At 41.2% G+C, this 22,511-nt stretch carries 13 protein-coding genes; all 13 read left to right on the forward strand.

Features of this window, described 5'->3' with window-relative positions; all coding sequences use genetic code 11:
• Positions 1–43 precede the first annotated feature (43 nt).
• Positions 44–7,726 carry a DEAD/DEAH box helicase family protein gene (locus H8Z79_RS17660; RefSeq protein ID WP_186582103.1) on the forward strand — a complete coding sequence of 2,561 codons (7,683 nt, stop codon included), beginning with the start codon at positions 44–46 and terminating at the stop codon, positions 7,724–7,726.
• An 81-nt stretch (positions 7,727–7,807) separates the two neighbouring features.
• A complete protein-coding gene (locus H8Z79_RS02635; protein ID WP_186582102.1) occupies positions 7,808–10,567 on the forward strand; it encodes a YodL domain-containing protein in 2,760 nt (919 codons plus the stop codon).
• A gap of 27 nt (positions 10,568–10,594) precedes the next feature.
• Positions 10,595–10,801 carry a PIN domain-containing protein gene (locus H8Z79_RS02640; protein WP_024728263.1) on the forward strand — a complete coding sequence of 69 codons (207 nt, stop codon included), beginning with the start codon at positions 10,595–10,597 and terminating at the stop codon, positions 10,799–10,801.
• Positions 10,802–11,085: 284 nt separating this feature from the next.
• Entirely contained in the window at positions 11,086–11,325 is a 240-nt protein-coding gene (locus tag H8Z79_RS02645) for a helix-turn-helix domain-containing protein (RefSeq protein WP_187002666.1), read from the forward strand.
• Positions 11,326–11,412: 87 nt separating this feature from the next.
• A complete protein-coding gene (locus tag H8Z79_RS02650) occupies positions 11,413–12,150 on the forward strand; it encodes a LytR/AlgR family response regulator transcription factor (protein WP_055059676.1) in 738 nt (245 codons plus the stop codon).
• A complete protein-coding gene (locus H8Z79_RS02655; RefSeq protein WP_186582101.1) occupies positions 12,147–13,442 on the forward strand; it encodes a sensor histidine kinase in 1,296 nt (431 codons plus the stop codon). The genes H8Z79_RS02650 and H8Z79_RS02655 overlap by 4 nt, the downstream gene beginning before the upstream one ends.
• A gap of 102 nt (positions 13,443–13,544) precedes the next feature.
• Entirely contained in the window at positions 13,545–13,703 is a 159-nt protein-coding gene (locus H8Z79_RS02660; RefSeq protein WP_015528432.1) for a cyclic lactone autoinducer peptide, read from the forward strand.
• A complete protein-coding gene (locus H8Z79_RS02665; protein ID WP_186582100.1) occupies positions 13,703–14,284 on the forward strand; it encodes an accessory gene regulator B family protein in 582 nt (193 codons plus the stop codon). Before H8Z79_RS02660 ends, H8Z79_RS02665 begins: the two co-directional genes overlap by 1 nt.
• Before the next feature lie 103 nt (positions 14,285–14,387).
• A complete protein-coding gene (locus H8Z79_RS02670) occupies positions 14,388–15,134 on the forward strand; it encodes a thioesterase II family protein (protein ID WP_186582099.1) in 747 nt (248 codons plus the stop codon).
• Entirely contained in the window at positions 15,124–15,822 is a 699-nt protein-coding gene (locus H8Z79_RS02675; protein ID WP_186582098.1) for a 4'-phosphopantetheinyl transferase family protein, read from the forward strand. The genes H8Z79_RS02670 and H8Z79_RS02675 overlap by 11 nt, the downstream gene beginning before the upstream one ends.
• Positions 15,812–17,401, forward strand: coding sequence for a (2,3-dihydroxybenzoyl)adenylate synthase (locus tag H8Z79_RS02680; protein WP_186582097.1), 1,590 nt, complete (start codon positions 15,812–15,814; stop codon positions 17,399–17,401). Before H8Z79_RS02675 ends, H8Z79_RS02680 begins: the two co-directional genes overlap by 11 nt.
• 14 nt (positions 17,402–17,415) lie before the next feature.
• Complete coding sequence (locus H8Z79_RS02685; protein ID WP_187002667.1) at positions 17,416–20,442, forward strand: non-ribosomal peptide synthetase; 3,027 nt, start codon at positions 17,416–17,418, stop codon at positions 20,440–20,442.
• On the forward strand, positions 20,427–22,511 hold the full coding sequence (locus H8Z79_RS02690) for a bifunctional Gfo/Idh/MocA family oxidoreductase/class I SAM-dependent methyltransferase (protein WP_187002668.1): 2,085 nt from the start codon (positions 20,427–20,429) through the stop codon (positions 22,509–22,511). The genes H8Z79_RS02685 and H8Z79_RS02690 overlap by 16 nt, the downstream gene beginning before the upstream one ends.

The raw sequence follows: 22,511 nt of genomic DNA on the forward strand, positions 1-22,511 counted from the left end.
GACTGTACTAAGCAGTCCCTGATTTTATGAAAAGGAGTAGCACATGGCAAATAAATTATATGCAATGGAACAGCTGACGGAAGAGGTGGCAAAAGATGTAGCTGCCAGTCCGCAGGAATGGATGCGGTTCCTAAACACTTCATCCAGACTGTACAAATATACTTTTCCAGAACAGCTTTTAATTTATGCACAGCGACCGGAAGCAACTGCCGCAGCATCCATGGAAATCTGGAATCAGAAGATGTACCGCTGGATCAAAAAGGGATCCAAGGGGATTGCCTTGATTGACAATACTTCCGGACCAAAAACAAAACTTCGGTATGTATTTGATGTGCAGGACACTTATAAAGTGCGGAATCTGGGAAAAGATCCACAGTTATGGAATCTTCCAATGGAAGGTGAACAACTGGTTGCAGATTATCTGCAGGAGCAGTTATCACTGGAAGATACAGAAGGAGGGCTTGCTGAAAGTCTGCATCAGGCAGCGAAGGAGAGTATGCAGGAATGGCTTCCAGATGCATTGGAAGAACTGAGACTGGATGTGACAGGGACATTTTTGGAAGAACTGGACGAACAGAATCAGGAAGTAGAATTCCGGGAACTGATGACCAATAGTGTCTGGTATGTATTACTAAACAGGTGTGGACTGGATGTACAGGAATATCTGGATGCAGAGGATTTTCGGCATATTACGGACTTCAATCAGCTGAAAGTATTAGGACATCTGGGAAGTGCAGTCAACGAGATCAGCAGACCAGTTCTGATGCAGATTGGACGATATGTTCTGAATGATCTGGAAAATGACCTGAAAACGGTTGCAAAAGAAAAAGAAGTAGCATATAATGAATTTAACACGTTAATTCGTGAAAGCAATACAGATAACACAGAAGATAGAGAAGAAAAAAAGGAGGAAACAGACTATGAGAGAGATCAGTTACAGCCAGAACGGAGAGTATCAGATTCCAGATATCAGCCTGGAAGAGACGAGAGGAACCATCGGCAAGTACGGAATGATGCGGAAAGAGTATCTGAGAAATCACAAGGTAGCCAGGTTCAACATTCTGACACTGCAGAACCGTCTGGACAGTCATCTGATGGAGATCGACAGCCAGGCAAGACAGAGAGTAGACGACCTGATGAACGAACTTCTGGAGAAAGATCCGGCACCGGACAAAATGGCAGACGGGATGGCATGGACCAGACACATGAACCAGATCAAGGCACAGGCAGAGGAGCTGGTGATTCAGGAGATTATTTACAGTTAAGTCTGTTCCCAACAGAAGAGGAACAGTTAGGAGAAATAAGGAAAGCGGCAGCTGCATTGGAACAGCCAGCCGCTTTTCTTATTTCCGATGAAGTGGTAAATGATATTCTCCGCACGGGAAGCGGACAGAAAAATACACTGTTTCATATTACAGCAAGACTGATTGAAGGTCTGGATAATGAAGAAATGCGGAGTTTTCTGAAAGATGAATATGGAACTGGTGGCAAAGGATTTACCATAGATGGTCAGAAAATCAGTATCTGGTATGACAATGATGGTATCCGTATCCGGCGAGGGGACTCTGCCAGAAGAAACTTTGACCGCATGGTTACGTGGGAAGAAGCAGCGAACAGAATTCGGGATATGTATGAGGATGGAAATTACGTGGATAATTTGATTTCCAATAATGCCATTGAACAGGAGCAGGAAGAAATGACCAATCTTCTTGCACTTCATTTTCGGGATACTTGCAGAAACTGGGAAAAGAAACAATCATATTCAGACTGGCAGGATGTAGTGAGTGGAGCATGGACAGATCAAGAGGAAGCAGATGCGATTGTCTATCGTTTTGAATGGCTGCAGAAATATATGGATGAGAATCCGGGAGATTATCACCGCTGGGAGATTCAGCATAATCCGGAATATTTCCAACGCTTTCAGGATCTTCAGAGGGAGCGTTCCTGGGTAGACCAGAAATTTACGGTCGAACGTCCGGCACTATCCTTTATCACACAGGATGAAATTGACGCAGTGTTAAGAAGAGGCGGCATTACTGCAGGAGGACGTAACCGAATCTATGAGTATTTCATGGAACATCATGATATGAAAGATGCAGCTGAGTTCCTGAAAAATGAGTATGGAACAGGTGGTTCCTCACCCGGAATACCAGGAGCAGATGCTTCCGACGCATCCCATGATGCAAAAGGATTAAAACTTGCAAAAGGGAAAATTGGCAGTCCAGAGGTAGAAGTTTTATTAAAGTGGAACAAGGTTGCAGAACGTGTTCGCCAGTTAATCCGCACAGATGATTATTTGTCACCGGAAGAAATGGAAAAGTACGAAGAACGACAGGAAGCACAAAGACTGGCAGATTTGGAAGAAGCACAGCAGATGTTAGGAGAACAGCTGGAGCAGGATACTTTGACAGCGGAAGATATAACTGATTTGCGATTAGTTGATTCAGAATATATGTCTGGTACCAGAACAAAAATCCACGATTTTGATTGCAAAGTTAAGGGAGAAGCGAATCGACTTCAATACACATTAGAATATCATGATGATGGAGAAGGTTTCACGATTCATACGGAAAAAGATGATATTTGGAATCGAATGTCAACACAAGAATTGGAACGTCTGGATGTAAAACTCGGACAAGAAGTACTTTATTATCATTATCACAACAAAACTGTAAATGCGGATACTTTAGATGAATTACGGGAAATCAGGGAAGAAATTATGGAGGAAGAGTCCTTGTATTTTACTGCTATTTCTCAACGTGTGTGGACAGATTATGATAAAAAAGAAAAAGAATTATCTGGAGAAGTTGAGGTATCGGAAGAAAAAGAATCTTTGGAAGAGATTAACGGAATATCAGAAACGATTCCAGCAACGAACTTCCGCATCACAGATGATGAGCTTGGACAGGGTACAGCAAAAGAAAAGTTCCGTGCCAATATCATGGCTATCCAGTTGTTAAAGAAATGTGAGGATGAGAATCGCAATGCAACACCGGAAGAACAGGAAATCTTATCCAGGTACGTTGGCTGGGGAGGTCTTGCAGATGCATTTGATGAGACAAAATCTGCATGGGAGACAGAATATCTGGAATTAAAGACCGTCCTTACACCGGAAGAATATGCTGCAGCCAGAGCTTCCACATTAAATGCTCATTATACACAGCCGATTGTGATTGAAAGTATGTATCAGGTGTTGGAGAATCTGGGATTTACAAAGGGAAATATCCTGGAGCCATCTATGGGAGTCGGGAACTTCTTTGGAAAGCTTCCAGAGAATCTAAACCAGTCCAAACTCTATGGAGTGGAACTGGACAGCATCAGTGGCAGAATTGCTAAACTTCTCTATCCAGATGCCAATATCCAGATCAAAGGCTTTGAGAAGACGGATTATCCCAATGATTTCTTTGACGTGGCAATCGGAAATGTGCCATTCGGTGCATATAAGGTCAATGACCGTCAGTATGACCGCTACAATTTTATGATTCATGATTACTTTCTTGCCAAGACTATAGATCAGTTACGTCCAGGTGGTGTAGCTGCGTTGATCACAACAAAGGGAACTATGGACAAGGCATCACCGGAAGTCCGGAAATATTTGGCAGAGCGTGCAGACTTGCTGGGGGCAATCCGACTGCCGAACACAGCTTTTAAGGCAAATGCAGGAACAGAAGTCAGTGCTGATATTTTGTTTTTCCAGAAGCGTGAGAGTTTCACAAAAGAGATGCCAGACTGGGTGAATTTGGAGAGTGATGCAAATGGGATTACCATTAACAAGTATTTTGTTCAGCATCCGGGATTGATTCTTGGTGAGATGAAAGAAGTGTCCGGTCCGTATGGTATGGAAACAACCTGTGCTCCAATGGAAGGAGCTGATCTGGAATTACAGTTACAAGAAGCTGTAAAACACATCAAGGGAAGCATGGTAGCGGCAGTAGATATAGAGGCAGAACTGGATGAGATGCCAGAGAGTATTCCGGCAGATCCGAATGTTCGAAATTACAGCTATACGGTGGTAGATGATCAGGTATATTACCGTGTCAATTCTTTGATGAATCAGGTGAAAATGCCTGCAGCCACTGCAGAACGTGTAAAAGGCATGGTTGCAATCCGTGATACCGTTCGTGAACTGATCGCCATGCAGATGGAAGAATTTGTCACAGACGAAGAAATCCAGAAACAGCAGAAAAAACTGAATCAGGTGTATGATACCTACACAGCAAAGTATGGAGTTATTGGAAGTAATGCTAACAAACGTGCATTTTCTGATGACTCTTCTTATTGTCTGCTGTGTTCCCTGGAAGACTTGAATGAAGATGGAACATTGAAGCGGAAAGCGGACATGTTTACCAAACGAACCATTAAAAAGGCGGTCGCTGTGACAAGTGTGGAGACAGCCACAGAAGCACTTGCTTTGTCCCTAAATGAAAAGGCTAAAGTAGATCTCCCATATATGGCACAGTTGACCGGAAAGACCGAAGAGAAAATCACAGAAGAGCTGGTTGGAGTTATCTTCAAAAATCCACTGACAGACCAGTGGGAAAGTGGAGATGAATATCTGTCCGGAAATGTTAGGGATAAATTAAATACAGCGAGAACTTTTGCAGAGAATCATCCAGAATTCACACCGAATGTCCGTGCATTGGAGGCAGTTCAGCCGAGAGATCTGGAAGCATCGGAGATTGAAGTGCGTATTGGAGCCACCTGGATTGAACCTTCGGATTATCAGGAGTTTATGGTGGAACTGCTTCATACGCCGAGGTATCTTGCGCAGAAGGAAATACAGGTAAAATTCTCTGAGATAAATGGTGAGTGGAGGATTACAGGAAAGAACGCCGACAGTCCAAGAAATGCGTTTGCCTATGCAACGTATGGAACGGAGAGAGCAAATGCCTACCGGATTCTGGAAGATACCTTGAATCTAAAAGATGTTAGAATCTATGATAAAGTCGTAAATGACAATGGGGATGAAGTGCGAGTTTTGAATAAAAAAGAAACTATGTTGGCATCACAAAAGCAGGATGCTTTGAAGGCTGCATTCCAAGATTGGATTTTTAAGGATCAGCAGAGGAGAGAAAGACTGGTAAGCGTGTACAATGAACGTTTTAATAGTATCCGTCCCCGTGAGTACGATGGAAGTCATCTGACTTTCCCAGGAATGAATCCGGAAATAGAACTTCGATCGCATCAGAAAAATGCAGTCGCACATCAGCTATACGGTGATAATGTGCTTCTGGCACATGTAGTAGGAGCTGGGAAGACTTACGAAATGGTAGCGGCGGCAATGGAGAGCAAACGTCTGGGATTATCTCAGAAAAACCTCTTTGTAGTTCCAAACCATTTGACGGAGCAGTGGGGAGCAGAATTCCTGCAGTTATATCCAGGGGCGAACATTCTGGTAGCAACGAAAAAGGATTTTGAACCGGCAAATCGAAAGAAGTTCTGTGCCAGAATCGCTATGGGAAATTACGATGCTGTTATTATTGGTCATTCCCAGTTTGAGCGTATTCCAATCTCTGATGAGAAACAGGAAGCCATGCTTCAGAGGCAGATTGATGATCTGGAAATGGCAATCCAGAGTGCAAGGTATGAACAGGATGGTGGACGTTATACCGTCAAACAGATTGAAAAGACAAGAAAAACATTGCAGACAAGGCTGGAGAAACTGAATCAGAAAGAGAAAAAAGATCAGGTAGTTACGTTTGAAGAACTGGGAGTGGATCATTTATATGTAGATGAAGCACACAGTTATAAAAACGCATTTCTTTATACAAAAATGAGAAATGTAGCCGGGATTGCACAGAATGAAGCACAGAAGTCGGCGGATATGTTTAATAAATGTCAGTATCTGGATGAGATTACCGGAGGAAAAGGCATTACCTTTGCTACGGGCACACCGATTAGCAACAGCATGACGGAATTATATGTTATGCAGAGGTATCTGCAGAACAGCAAATTACAAAATATGGGACTTGGACTGTTTGATTCCTGGGCCTCCACCTTTGGCGAGGTAGTCACGAGCATTGAGCTTGCACCAGAAGGAACAGGCTACCGTGCAAAGTCAAGATTTGCAAGATTTTATAATATTCCGGAACTGATGAATATGTTTAAGGAGATTGCAGATATCAAGACTTCCGATCAGTTAAAGCTTCCTGTGCCAGAGGCGGAATATGAAACAGTGGTGCTGAAACCAACGGAACAGCAGAAAGAAATCGTAGAAAGTCTGGGGGAACGTGCAGAAGTTGTCAGAAACGGAGGGGTAGATGCTTCGGTTGATAATATGCTGAAAATTACCAACGATGGAAGAAAATTGGCATTGGATCAGCGTTTGGTGAACGAATTATTGCCAGATAATCCAGAAAGCAAAATATCAGTCTGTGCAGAGAAAAGTTATGAGATCTGGAAAGGCACGGCAGCACAGAAATCTGCACAATTGATTTTCTGTGACTTGAGTACCCCGAAAGGCGATGGCAGCTTCAATGTTTATGATGACTTGAAGCAGAAATTGATGGAAAAAGGTGTACCGGAAAAAGAGATTGCTTTTATTCATGATGCAAATACAGAAGCAAAGAAGACGGAGCTGTTTGGAAAAGTGAAATCCGGGCAGGTTCGTTTTTTGATTGGCTCAACAGCAAAGATGGGTGCCGGGACCAATGTGCAGGATCGTCTGATTGCGTTGCATCATCTGGATATTGGTTGGAAACCATCTGACTTGGAACAGAGAGAAGGGCGTATTATCCGCCAGGGAAATCATAATAAAAAGGTTCATATCTTCCGATATGTAACAGAATCCACATTTGACAGCTACATGTGGCAGTTGATTGAGAACAAGCAGAAATTCATTTCTCAGATTATGACCAGTAAAGCACCTGTGCGAAGCTGTGAAGATGTGGACGAAGCGGCACTTTCCTATGCAGAGGTCAAAGCTCTTGCAACCGGAAATCCAGCAGTAAAAGAGAAGATGGCATTGGATGTTGATGTGGCAAAATTAAAACTTTTAAAAGCCAACCACATGAATAACCAGTACCGCCTGGAAGATGATATTGCAAGGAATTTTCCACAACAGATTGCAAAACTGACAGAAATCATTGACAGCTACAAGGCAGACATCGCTCATTATTCTGAGCATAAAAGCACAGATCCAGAGCAGTTTACTATGGAGATTGGTGGCAAAGTGTTCACAGAAAAGAAAGAGGCAGGAGCAGCACTTCTGGCGGTATGTAAAGATATTAAAACTGTAGATGCTGCGATGGATATCGGAAACTATCAGGGATTCAATATGAGGATTCAGTTTGATGGATGGAGTAAAGAATTTATATTATCTGTCAAACATGAGGCTGTCTCGAAAGTTCATCTTGGAGCAGATGCACTTGGAAATATTACCCGTATCAACAATCTGTTGGACAGTTATCCAGAGAAGCTTTCAGAAGCACAACAAAGATTGGAAACAGTGTATGAACAGATGGCAAATGCGAAAGAAGAAGTGGGAAAGCCATTTCCAAAAGAAGAGGAGTTGAACCAGAAACTGGAGCGACTGTCAGAGCTAAATGCATTGCTCAATATGGATGAACGGGAAGATGCAGAAGCAGAAGTATCTGAATCAGATGAGAAAGAAGAAAGACCGGCACGTGGTTCTATCCATGAAAAACTGCAGATTTGTAAAGAAAAGAGTCAGCGGGAAAGTGAAACTGGCAAGGATAACAGAAAACGGGACTTTGGTCTGGAATAAGAAAACAAGGAAGATGGCATAATCTGACAGAAAATATGTTCTGTGGGTTATGCCATTTTTCAGAATACAGGAGGAACTTATATGGCAAGAAACAGGATAATAGGTAGAGAAACGCAGAAAATGCAGGAATATACGCAGGAACAGATCAATCAGGCAGAGAGTAGAGGTATAGAAATATCAACAGATGTAAAAGGACAGCTTTTTGAATATGCGAATCTGATCGGCGAGAAAGAGAAAGTTAGGGCTTTGGTAAGAAATCTGGCAGATGCAGTGAGCCAGGCAGATTCAGAAGGTGTAGAGGATTTGCTGGATGACGCAAGAATGGATATTCAGGAACTGCCAGATCCAACCATAGGTAAGCTGGAATTACGTGACTATGGATATATGGAAGAAGATATGGTGCCACTTAGAAAAGAAGCAGCTTTGGATTATCACAGAATGGGTTCTAAGATTTATTGTCTTGGCAGTGCTGGCAGTAAAGGTGAATATGCGAGTAAAGAAATGATACAGGCACATGACGGTTTGTTTGGAATGGAATCGCAGATGTGGGAACGGATAAAAGATAACAACCTAGATTATGCAGAAGAAAATTTAGGAGCATTTCAGGAGCCTATGAGTGTCATTGAGCAGGAAGAAGCACTGAAATTATACGATGCAGGAGCAGATATCTATCTGATCACTAATTTTTCATCACCTATGTATGTCACAGAACGCATGGAAATTGAACGAGGACCGGAGCATTATCAGATGTCTATGACAGAACTGGAGCGTTTCCGTAACCTGGAATGGGAAATGCAGAAATATCCACAGATTCAATCTTTGAAAGAAGCAAATCTGTTGTTAGGAACAAGAAGGACATTTGGAATTTATCAGATTCGGGATGATTTACCGGGAGAAAACTATGCATTTATGAATATGAGTTTTATTGAAAGTCATGGTATGCAGATAAAAAAAGAAGATTATAAGCTGGTCTATGTTGGTGAATTATCAGGAAATATGTCACTGGATGATATTTTTGAAAAGTTCAACATTGACAGACCGGAAGACTTCCGTGGGCATTCCCTGTCTGTCAGTGATATCATAGTTCTGAATGACGGGAAAAAGGTAACTGCTCATTTTGTAGACAGTATCAGTTTTGAACAGCTGGATTCTTTCCTGAATCTGGAAGAACAGGTTCTTAGTGAACTGGCATATGAGGTAGGAGAACGATATTTTGCTATTCAGAGAACAGAAGAAGGATATGATTATTCCTTTTACGATGAAGATTTCCGCTTGATGGATGGTGGCATTTATGAGAATGATGAAATTTCTATTGAAGAAGCGGCGGAGGAACTTTTGGAAGACGAAGGCTGGACGGGAGAACGCATCCGTGGGGATTATGATCAGTTGATGGAAAAAGTAGAAGAAATGGATGAAGCTGTAATGGCAGAGATTCAGAAAAGCCAGGGCGAATATAAGCCATTGGCAAAGGTGGAGGAACTGGAAGAGGCCAATTATAACATGATTGATAATGTACTCAATAATATGCCGCCTAAGAAAGAAGCTTATCTGGAATATTATGCTGCAGAATGTGATGAAATTCATGATATGGGAGCTTATGAGAAAAGCACAGATGTGAAAGAAATCGCAGCAATCTATGAGAAGTACAGAGAAGATCCGGAAAACGCTTATAAAGGCAGTGGAATGGGGATTATTTATCGTGATCCGGAGGATAGCTTGTTTGATGAAACAGAACTGTTGATTGTAATGGGAACAACGATACACGGCGACTTCTTGGATAATGTGCGGTTTTTAAAAGATCAGCCGGTGGTGCGTGAAGGTTTGGAGAAGATTCATAAAGCATTGCCTGATTATAAATATATCCCGATTCAGGATGTGCGTGAGGCAATGTATCCGAAAAAAATGACAACAGAAGAACTGGCAGCAGCATTGGATGAGATTGCGGAAGACTTCGATCCGTATGACTATCGGGACCATGTAGAGCCAGGGCAGGATACCATACAGGAAGTCATGCTGGATCTGCAAAGTGGAAATGTTGGTTCTTATATTTCCTTTCTGAAGGATGTGATTGAAGAAGACTGTGAGCAGTCCGTGTGGGCAGGTGTTTTGCTGGAACGGCTGAAATCCTACGAACCAGATATATCCAAAGAAACAGAGCCGATGGTGTATGTGAATTACTGTGAAAAGCGAGAGCTGATGGAACCACGCTGTCAGAAGCTCTCAGATCTGGATTCCCGTACTGCACAGAAGGATAAGGAATGGTACGCAGACCGTAATCCGAGGACGGATGAGCCGATGGTAACAGCCCAGATGTTTTTTACTATATATTATGCGGAAAAAGGCGATAAAATGCTGCAACATTTCAAAGGGAAAATAGATATTGGAACAGGAAATGGCGGTATTTTAAGTCAGCTGAAACTCCAAAATGAACTGAAACTTACGGATGAAAGCTGGATTGGTTATCTGAAAAACAAGGGAAATGAAGAGTTTCAGAAGTGTATGGAAGATCTGACCGATATGCAGAACCATGTGCTGCCATATTTGCAGAGCTTTTGCAGTCTGGAAGAAAAAAGTGTGCAGGAAAAGCAGGAACGGCAGGTTGCAGAAAAGCAGGACAGCAGAGTAGAAGCGTCAAGGGCAGCGAATGTGACAAAAGGGGATAATGACAAAGCTGTGAAAAAGGTAGTTTCGAGTATGCAAACAGAAAAGAATAAAGCAACTACGAAGGCAAAGAAGCCATCTATTCATGAACGACTGGAAATCAATAAGAGAAAAATCCAAGAAAAGCAGGGAAAAGATGAGCTGGAGAGAGGAGCTGATCGGGATGTAAGAACGGTATAAATTTATAGAAAGGCACTTGGCTCCGTTTTGGACATAGCAAAAGTGCTGACAGTGACGAACGAAGATGTGCTGCCTGCTTATTTGCAGAGAGTATCTGATTTTGAAGACTGCCTACTTGCAACTTGTACGAAGGAGAATCAGTGTGATGCGATTGTGACAAGGAATAAAAAGGATTTTCTTTCCTTTTGGATTACACTGCTTTCTCCGGAAGAACTGCTGAATATTTATTCGTAAAAATATGTTTTTACAATCGGCAGCAGAAGGAAAGTTGAATGATAACTCCGATCCAGCATACTGCAAAATATAAAAATTTTATAACAAAGTGGAAAACCCTGCGTAGGATCAGAAATGTTCTCACAGGGTTTCATGTATCTAATAAAATATAGAAATTTAGCGGATTTCTGCTAGAATAAGAAAAACTGTTAAAAAAATATCGTATATAGATCAAAAAGACTATATATGGGCGACCTTTTAAAGCCGATTTATATAAAATAGAAGAAAAAAAGGTGGTCGATACCGTGGATATAAAAACAGCGGTCATATATCGTTTAAACGATCTGATTAATCAGAAAGATATCACAGTGAATGAGGCGGCGGTATGTTCTGGCGTTCCTTCTTCAACATTAAAGAATATTTTGTATGGTCAGAGTAAGAATGCTGGCGTAGTTACAATAAAAAAGATATGCGATGGATTGGATGTCACAATACAGGAATTTTTTGCTGATCCCATCTTTGCAGATTTGGAACCCGAACTATAGGAAGAGTAAATGCTCATAGGATTCAGATTCTGCAGGATGGATTTTTTATGAAAGAGGGTTAGAGGAAACTAACTTAGGAGGACATAGATGTATAAAATAGCAATTTGCGATGATGATAAAAATTACAGGGAGAAAATAGAGAAGGTTATAGAAACGGAAGGGATTCTTCCTAAGAGCGAGATACGGTTTTATGAATACGAGTCAGGAAAGGAACTACTGAAAAATGCTGATATTTTGCATGATTTGGTCTTTATGGATATGCGTATGCCCGGATTGGATGGGAATAAATCGGTACTGAAGCTGAGGGAATACAATAGGGCAGCGATATTGGTGTTCTGCTCCGGATACTTTGAACCGACTTCAGACAGCATCAATATTGGGCAGCCGTTCCGGTATATTATGAAAGACTTGCATGACAGAAGTCTAAAAAGGGAAATCCCTGCAATTTTATCAAAAGTAAAATTGCACTGTGGAGATTCTTCCGTGACGGTTACATCAGCGGGAAGAGTAATTCGTATCTATACGGAAGACATTTTATATATCTGTCTGGCGAAAAGGGGTTGCTCTATATACGTTGCTAGGCAGGGGGAGATAGATGAGATGCATTGTAAGGAATCTTTAGGCGATTTATATGAACGTCTGGCCGGAAGGGGATTTGAGTATGCACATAACAGTTATATTGTAAATCTGGCGAAAGTGGAAGGATTGGAAAAGAATGTGGCGCTGCTACAGATGGGAATCCAATTGAATGTTTCAAGGTCGAGAAAAGGTCAGTTTGCTGACGCTCTGATCATGTTTCTTGGGGAAAGGAACGGCATGGTATGATAGTAAGAGATTTTTTGATCTGCCTTCTTCAGATGTATCTGTTGGAAGATCTGGAAAAGAACATGCTTCCATACAGAAGAGAAAACTTTTGGGGAAAATTTCTCATATATTTTGTCGTAGCACTGATAATGCTCGGAATCAACCACTTGGAATCCTCAGTATTTAATATGGTAATGATTCCGGTAACGTATATGATTGTGTCAATGGTTGTGTTCCGGGGAAATATATGGAAGAAGCTGGTTATAGTATGCTGCTATTATGTGCTGGCAATTATTCCTGAATTTCTCTTTGCAACGCTTACGAATGCGTATGGCGTGACTGGTGCATCTGAGGGTTTTAGGACGGAAATAGAAAAAACATTAGCGCTACTACTAATGAGTACCATGACATTTCTGTTTATTAAATGCATTAATCAGGTAACGAGAAAAAGGAATTATCTGACGATTGAGAATAAAACTTTTACTGTGCTGCTCATGCTGCCAACCGCTACGATCATTATATTAGGATGTGTGTTTTATTCAAATATTTCTTTTGAAGGAATGAACAGGGTTATGGTTCCGGTAGGAGCTTCGCTGCTGCTATTGACGAATATCTTCATTTTCTCAGTGTTTGACCGGTTTGTAGAGAAATCAGAAGAAGTGAAGAAGATGGACCGGCTTTACCAGAAAAGCAGGGCGGAGATTGCTAATTTACAGTATATGAATAAGGTCAATGAGGATAACAGGGCATTCTTACACGATATAAATAAATTTATTTGTACAGTAGCCGGTTTGATGGAAGAAGGAGAAAATCAAGAGGTTAAGGAGATTATGGAACATTTAGGTGTCCGGATTCAGAGCCTTCAAAAAGGTGTGTATTGCGAACACCCGATCTTGAACAGCATCCTGTGCGAAAGGAAATTCCTTGCGGAATCTAAGAATATTTCCTATAAGATTACCCTGGGTAATGATCTCAGGCTGGACTTTCTGGAAGAACTGGATATGATCTCAATCGTAGGTAATCTTTTGGATAACGCACTGGAAGCGGCAGAAAAGACAAAAGATGGCCGATATGTGGAATGCAGGATGTATATGGGAAATGAGGAACATTTCCTTGTTATGGAATTTTGCAACGGGTATGTTGTTCCACTGTTAAAGGACAAGGACCGGTACATAAGCACCAAAAGAGATGCAGACAGTCACGGGATCGGACTGCATACGGTTGGAAAACTGGTTAAAAAGTATGCTGGAATTATGAGAGTGGAGGTCGGAGAACAGGAGTTCTCTGTTAAGCTGATCTTTACAATAAAATAAAGATGTGCAAAAATCGCCCAAAAAGTTACCGTTTTTGCCACGGTAATTGAAAAAAGGGCGATTTTTGTGTAAACTATCGGAAAAAAATGGAGGCATGTAACTATGAAAAAAACAATCAGAAAAAGCTTGGGTATCAAAGTACTTGGAGTTGTAAACTGTCTTGCACTCTGCCTGACGGCATATACGGCAAATCTGGCGTGCAACTGGCTGTACTATCAGGAAGAAGAGCCGGAAGAAGTTAAGAAAATGAGGAAATTCTAGTGTGGAAAAAAACTACCGGCTGGCTTTTTGAAGTGCAAAACAGGAACGGGATTCTTGAAGAGAAAGACCGCAGGCTGTATGAATATGCTTACGGCGTACTGCTGGGCAGGGTGGCGATATACCTTATCATTGTCATACTTGGCATTGTAACGGGGAATTGGCTGGAGATGCTAGTCTTTTTATTGCCCTTTACTGTTCTAAGGCAGTATGCCGGAGGGATTCATTTAGAAAAAGCAGGGAGCTGCATGGTTGTTTCCAGTATCCTTGTCCTTCTGTGCGGTCAGTATCTGGCGTCTGGTTCGGCTGTGATGTGGCAAATACGGATCATATGGCTTGCTGCAGTTGGAGTCATATTTGTTATGGCACCGGTGGATGCCAGCAGTAAGAAACTGGATGAGAAAGAAAAGAAAGTTTATGGTATGCGCGCGAGGGCAATTTTAATTATTGAATGCGCGATAGCAGGTGTTTTTTCTGTAACCGGATATTTCCTGGTCGTAAACGGGATTATGGTAGCGCATATTGTTTTGGCGTCCGGTTTAATATTGGGATGGATCAAAAATTTTTTTTTGACAAATAGTTAGAGTCAACTAATCCTGGATAGGAATAAGAAATGCTTGGGAAAAGCATATCAAAAAATGATAATAAACAGAATAAAAAAGAACATGATGCAAGAGGAACATAAAAGTGAATTTGAAGTTGATAAAAAATACAGAAAATATTAACAAAGAGAAAATAACTTTGTTTTGTCTGCCGTTTGCGGGGGGCGGCGCTTCTGCTTATAACCAGTGGGCGAAAAAGATGCAGGGAAAAGTAACGGTATGTCTGGTTCAGCTTCCGGGAAGGGAAGAACGGATCATGGAGAAGCCGTATATAGATATGCCGGTTATGTTAGATGATCTGGAAGAGGCAGTAAGAGAGGTTGTGGATGGACCGTATGCCTTATGGGGGCACAGTATGGGCGGTAAGATTGCCTATGAGCTGGAAAAGAGATTGGAAGCGGTCGGATATACAGCGAGCTGTCTGTTTATTTCCGGTAGCCGGATTCCCAGTATTCCGGAGCCGAATCCGATCTATCATCTTCCGGATGAAGAGTTTAAGAGGGAACTGGGAAGATTTGAGGGGACGCCAAAAGAGATACTGGAGAATCAGGAATTATTGGATTTCTTTCTGCCTATGCTGCGGGCAGATTTTACCATGGATGAAACATATTATGACAAGACGGGAATAGTACTGCATGCGCCTATCGCTGCATTTGGCGGAGAAAAGGATGGCGAAGCGGATGAGAGCGCAATCTGCGAATGGGGAAAGTATACGGATAATGATTTTGACTACCGAATATTTCCGGGAGGGCATTTTTATCTGCGGGATTACGAAGACGAAGTAATAAGTGAGGTTGAGAGACGGCTTCAGGGAATGATAAATGGAGGTTAAACGATGCGGGGAGAAGGAATTTCTGTCAGCAGACAAACTTCATATCCGTGAAAATGAGATACATATATGGTGCATCTGTTGGCCGGAAATGACAGATTTCTGGAAGAATCATGAATATATCCTGAGTGAGCAGGAGTCGGAGCAAGCCGGAAAGTTCCGCTTTCCTGAAGACAGGATGCGTTATATTGCCGGGAAACTTATCGTGCGAATTCTCTTGAAAAGATACTTAGATGTGGAAACAGTTGATTTTTCTGTCAATGAACTGGGTAAGCCTTATCATAAAGAAATCGCAGGAAAGCAGACAGTCAATTTTAATATTTCGCATTCGGGGGAATTCATACTGGAGGGATTCGCTGTCGGAATGGATATCGGAGTGGATGTGCAGGAAATGGCAGGATGCCCGGATTACAGGGAGATAGCCGGGAATTTCTATACGGCAGAAGAAGCGGAAGATGTAATAAATGAGGGACCGGAACTGTTTTTCCAGTATTGGGCGGCGAAAGAAGCGTATGTAAAAGCGATCGGTATTGGATTGGGAAGAGGAATGGATTTCTTCTCTGTCAGAAACGGGGAAATTACAGAAAAAGGCAGGAAAGGCCAGGGATGGCATTTGTATCCGGTAAAGATTGAGGGATATGCTGCGTATGTGGCGGCGCATAAGAAAGGAGACAAATCAAATGAGTTATAAGAAGGATATGAGCAAATACGAGCATTTGGAAGGATGGGAACGATGCGGCTTTGGAGAGCAGCTTGATAAGTGGGCGGAAAAATATGGAGAAAGAACTGCGGTCACGGACAGCGAAGACGAGATCAGTTATATGGAATTAAAGCAAAAAGCAGATTGTCTTGCGGCAGCTTTTCTGCGTAAAGGGATTTTAAAGGGAGACAAAGTGCTTGTGCAGCTTCCGAATAGGATTTCTTTTGTGATCGTGTTTTTTGCGCTTTCCAAGATTGGGGCGGTGCCAATCATGATGCTGCCGGCCCACAGGGAGGCAGAACTGGAAGGAATTATTGAACTGGCAAAGCCGGCCGCTTATATTGTGGTGGAGAAATATCTGGGATTTTCATATGTGCCGATGGCAAATGCGATGAAAGAGAAATATTCATGTATCCGGCATATATTTGTAGATAGCGAATCCGGAGATATCAGTGGAATGATTGCGGAAACGTGTGGAGAAAATGGAGCATTTCCGGCTGTGGATGGGTATGAAACGGCGGTGCTTTTGCTGTCCGGCGGGACGACAGGGGTTCCGAAACTGATTCCGCGCACCCATACGGATTATATGTATAATGCCCGCATGTCCGCGAAGAGATGTCGCTTGGATAGCAGTGACGTTTATCTGGCGTCTCTTCCGGTAGCTCATAATTTCCCATTATGCTGCCCGGGGCTTTTAGGCACGCTGGAAGTGGGAGGAAAAGTTGTGCTTGCGTCTGCGACCAGCCCGGATGATATCCTTGACGCAATTACAGAGGAAGGTGTCACGATAACGGCATTGGTTCCTGCTATGGTTACTGTGTGCATGGAAATGCTGGAATGGGATGAAGATTATGATATATCCAGCCTGCGGATTTTGCAGGTGGGCGGCGCAATGCTGGAAGATTCCCTTGCGGATAAGATCATTGAAGAATGGCCGTGTAAACTGATGCAGGTATTTGGTACGGCGGAGGGGCTACTGTCCTTTACTAGCCCGGAGGATGAAGGTTCCCTGATCGCAAGATGTCAGGGAACTCCGGTGTCTCCTGCGGATGAAGTGAAGATTGTGGATGAAGAAGATAAGGCCGTACCGGAAGGAGTTTTTGGGGAATTATTATCCAGAGGCCCGTATACGATTGATGGTTATTATATGGCGGAGGAAGCAAATAAAAAGAGCTTTACGCCGGACGGATTTTACCGGACGGGCGATAAAGCTATGTGGACGAAAGACAGAAGGTTACGTTTGGGCGGGAGAATCAAAGAGCAGATTAACCGCGCCGGAGAAAAGATCATGCCTTCAGAGATTGAAGCTTACCTTTGCAGGCATTCGAAAATCAAAGAGGCAGCCGTTGTCGGCGTTCCGGATGAAACCCTTGGAAACCGGATATGTGCATTCCTTGTGACCGATGATGAAGCCGGGATCGATTTGCAGGAAATCCACAGGTTCCTGCGGGAAATAGGCGTTGCGGCGTATAAAATGCCGGATCAGATAGAACGGGTAGAGACATGGCCGCTGACCAGCGTAGGAAAAATAGATAAGAAAGCATTAGAACGGATGGCGCAGGGAAAATAGAAGGAGACAGAATCATGGAATATATAGAGATAAAGGAACAGATCAAACAAAAGCTGCCGGTAGCCAGAGATTTGGGGGATTCCGAAAATCTGCTGGAGCTTGGGCTTTCATCCCTGACGATTATGCGTCTGGTAAACCAGTGGAGAAAACAGGGGGTTAAGGTTTCATTCGGTTCATTGATGGAAAATCCTACCCTTGAAGGCTGGTGGGCGCTGATCCAGCGCAGCATAAAGAAAAAAGCGGGCAAAAAACGGGCGCAAGAATCTAAGATAACGCCGGAAAAGGATATGAAACAGCCGTTTCCTTTAACAGACGTACAGTATGCATATTGGGTTGGCAGGGATGAAGAACAGGCTCTTGGAGGAATAGACTGTCATGCGTATTTAGAGTTTGATGGGGAAAATATAGATCCGGAGCGTCTGGAAAAAGCATGGAATGTGCTGCAGTATCATCATCCCATGTTGCGTGCCTGCTTTCTGGAAGATGGGACACAGAAAATCCTGGATAAGCCGTATTGTGAAAAAATAAAGGTTCATGATTTTTCCCGGATGTCATCTGAGGAAGCAGAGGCAATGGCAGTATCTGTCAGAGAACGTTTATCCCATCGGAAGTTAAAGATTGAGGAAGGCGAAGTAGCAGGAATAGAGCTTACGCTTTTTCCTGAAAATAAGGCACGCCTTCATGTGGACATGGCGCTTCTGGTTGCTGATGTACAGAGTCTGCAGATCTTATTGAGGGATTTGGCGGCTGCCTATCGCGGAGAAAGCCTTCCGGCAGAATCAAAAGGGTGGAATTTTGCTTCTTATCTGGAACGGCAGAAAGAGGAAGATAAGGAAGAGAAAAACAATGCAGAAGGATACTGGAAAAAACGCTTGGAGCATTTGCCGAAAGGGCCAGGCCTGCCACTGGCAAAACGGCCGCAGGAAGTGACAAAGACTGTATTCAACCGCAGGATTGTAAGGATTGGCAAGGAAGAGTGGGCTCATCTGCAAGTACGGGCAAAGGAATACCAGACAACTCCGGCAATGGTTCTTCTTACTGCATATGCGACGGTTTTGGAACGGTGGAGCAGGAATCATCGTTTCCTTATTAATATTCCATTTTTTAACCGGAAAACAGAGCAGCAGGGGTTAGAGGAAGTAATAGCAGATTTTACTACTCTGTTATTGCTGGAGATTAACTGCGAAGAAAATCCGACTTTTGCGGAATTGTTGGACAGGATTCAGAGGCAGCTTCATGAGGATATGAAGTATACGGCATATTCCGGCGTACAAGTCCAGAGAGACCTTGCACAGATGTATGGGGACGCGTCGGCGGTGGCGCCGGTTGTTTTTGCCTGCAATCTGGGAACGCCGTTGGTAAATGATACCTTCCGGAAAGAATTGGGGCAGTTTTCTTATATGATCTCCCAGACGCCGCAGGTGTGGAATGATTTTCAGAGTTATGAAGATGAAAATGGTGTACAGCTTACATGGGACAGCGTGGATGAGTTATTCCCGGAGAATATGATTCCGGATATGTTGGAGAGTTTTGAGATTCTTCTGCATGAATTAGGAAAGAAAGACTGGAATCAGAGATTTGATGTGTTTCCGGAAAGACAAAAACAATTTGTTGAGGAACAGAAGAAAATAAGAAGATTGTATAAACCTGATTGTATTCATTCGGATTTTTTTAATATTGCAAATACTGTATCAGCGAAAGTGGCAATAATTGATACTGGAGAAGATATAACACTTTCTTATGGTGAATTGTCAGAAAAAGCTTTATCTGTTGCGGCTTTTTTAATAGATAAAAATATTAAGGATCAACCAATTGCAATATCGACTGGAAGGGGCTGGCGTCAAGCTGTAGCGGCCCTTGGAATATTAACTTCTTGTAATTTATATGTTCCGGTCACGACATCTCAACCAGAAGAAAGAAGAAAACTTATACATGAAAAAACAGGAATACAGTATGTCATTACTGATAAGAGGCATTATGCTACCTTAACTTGGCCGAAAAATACTATTGTATGGTTAATAGAGGATATTCTACTTAAAGAAAAAACAGAAGATCTTCCGAAAGTTACACCAGAAGATGCGGCTTATATTATTATGACGTCAGGAACAACAGGGATTCCTAAAGGTGCAGAGATACGGCATAAAGGAGCGTGGAATACAATAAAAGATGTTAATAGGCGCATCAAGATTACCGGAAATGATGTATTACTCGGAGTATCGGCTCTCGACTTTGATTTATCTGTATATGATTTATTTGGCATACTTGGAACAGGCGGAACTTTGGTTATGATTCCAGAAGAGAAAAGTAGGGATGCTGAGTATTGGCTGCAACTTGTAATTAGATATCAGGTAACAATATGGAATTCGGTACCAATTTTGTTGGATATGCTATTAATATGTGCGGAAGAAAAAAAAGTGAAATTGCCATTAAAAACAGTATTATTATCAGGTGATTGGATAGGGATGGATCTGCCACAACGCTTGGCGGGTTCTACTTCAGACTGCAAATTTATTGCTATGGGTGGTGCGACAGAAGCAAGTATTTGGTCAAATTATATTGAAGTAAAGTTACCACTTCCTTCAAATTGGCAATCAATTCCATATGGACGTCCACTTTCAGGGCAATCATACAGAGTTATGGATTTTAGGAGAAGAGATGTTCCATTCTGGGTAGAAGGAGAACTTTGGATAGGCGGTGATGGAGTAGGTACTTATAGAGGTGATGAGGAATTAGTACGTCAAAAATTTGTGGAAGATTCTGGAACGGTATGGTATAGGACTGGAGATAAAGGTAGATTTTGGGAGGATGGAACGATTGAATTTCTGGGAAGAGAAGATTTTCAAGTGAAAATACGTGGACATAGGATAGAATTGGGAGAAATAGAAACGAGCATAAAATCTATAGATGGCATAGATGAATCAATTGTAATAAGTAATAAGGGGAAATTAATAGCCTTTTTTTATTCGAAGGAAAGTGAAATTAATGATCAAAAAAGATTTTTGGGGCAAAATTTGGAGAAGTATATTTGCAAGTATTATTAAGGCGAAAAGATTTAGTTGATGTTGTCGGAATTTTAGGGAAAGGTGGACAACATTCTTTAGAATGTTCTACCAAATATAATATTCCACTGTATACATCAGTTTCTGAACTTCCCTCTGGTATTGATTTGGCCTGTGTAATTGTACGAGCTGGTGTAATGGGAGGGGAAGGTATCCAGTTATCAAAGGAACTTTTACAAAAAGGAATAAGCGTTTTGCATGAGCAACCTATTCATTATAAAGAATTAAAAGAGTGTTATGTTATTGCAAAAAAGCAAAAATGCTTTATGGGAGTTAGTAATTTATATAGATATATTGATGCTACACAATCTTTTATTGATTTGGTAAACCATTTGAAAAAAGAAGAGTATGTCGAATACATAAATGTAGAATGCGGTCATCAGATTCTATATTCGGTATTGAGCATATTGTTTGATTTAACGGATTATGCTCGGCCATTTGTTATTGAACAAGTAATTACTGACATTGGTCCATTTGATATTCTGTATTGTAGGATTAATGATATTCCGTGTATTTTAAAAATTCATAATGAAGTTAATTCTGATGATCCGGATAATTTCTTTTATTTATTTTATAAAATGCAGGTAGGATTTAAAAGTGGAGAACTACAGTTAGAAGATCCAGCAGGGCCAATTTTATGGTATTCACGTTTTGTCATACCACCTGATTTTAATTATGAAGAAAAAAATTGCAAGGAATTTGATAAAAGTAATGTTGTTATAATTAGCGAAGGAAGTAAATATTACGATATTTTTTGGAACAAATGGGGGGAGGCTATAATAAAACAAGTAGTTATAGCTGGTGATTATATTATCTATGATAAAGCGTACAATTCTAACATACAAAAGCAATTATATCAATCAAAGCAATGGCATGAAGTAATGAAAAATATTGGTTATCCAAGGGAAAAAAGTGTATGCTCTTATGAGGAAAATACCATTGATAGAATACAAGAATTTATTTATAAAAAAAATATACAAAAGTGTGATTTTGCATCTATATTTTCTAATCTAAACAGAAAAAAAATACTTGAAATCAAGCATAAGCTTGATAAGGCATGCCTATATTCTATGTTATTTACCTTGAAAAGTGAAGAAAAAGTTTTTGTGGGAGATATATTGGAAGTTAAGAAACCATATATCTCAGAGAGGGGAAAGAAAGACTTTTCATATGTTATAGATCGTTGGATAAAAGCATTGATAGATAACCACATGATAGGGCAAGAAAACAATTGTGCAATAAGTAGAATAGAATTATGTGCTTTAGATGTAGAAGAGGCGTGGAAAGAAGCAAAGAGAACTTGGATTGGAACTTTATCAGATTCTGTTGTGATTGACTACTATTACAGAAATGCGAAACATTTAGAGGAATTGCTTGCAGATAATCTTAATGCGACATATTTGCTCTTTACAGAGGGAAAGATGGATGTTGCGGAAGATTTTTATACAAACACCCTTATAGCAAGATATTTAAACCATATTATTAGTGACAAGATTTTCCATTTCTACAATCCTGGTATGACAATTTTAGAAATTGGAGCAGGAACAGGAGCTAGCACTGAGCTAATCTTGAAAAAAGTTGGGGTAGATGTGAAGTACATTTTTACTGATCTTTCGTCATATTTTTTAAATGCGGCACAAGATAAATTCTCAGTTTTTCCCAATGTGGAATATCAAATACTAGATATAGATCAAGATTTTTCTGGACAAGGAATAGATCAAGATTCTGTGGACATTGTGGTAGCATCAGGGATGTTAAATAATGCATTAGATACAGAATTCACTATTAGTAATATATGGAAAGTATTAAAAAAAGGAGGAATTATTTTTATCGCTGAACCGGTAGAGGAACTTTTGGAACTTCAGATTTCACAAGTTTTTATGATGACAAAGCCTGTTGATATGAGATATCTAAATAATCAAACTTTTTTTAATGAGAAACAATGGATAGATATTTTAGAAAAGAGTAATTTTGAAATAGTTGATATCGTTCCTGATGATAGTGATATGTTAAGTGTTCTACAGCAAAAATTAATTATAGGGAGGAAATAA

Origin of the sequence: Blautia intestinalis (assembly GCF_014297355.1) — a bacterium.
Taxonomy (GTDB): domain Bacteria; phylum Bacillota; class Clostridia; order Lachnospirales; family Lachnospiraceae; genus Blautia_A; species Blautia_A intestinalis.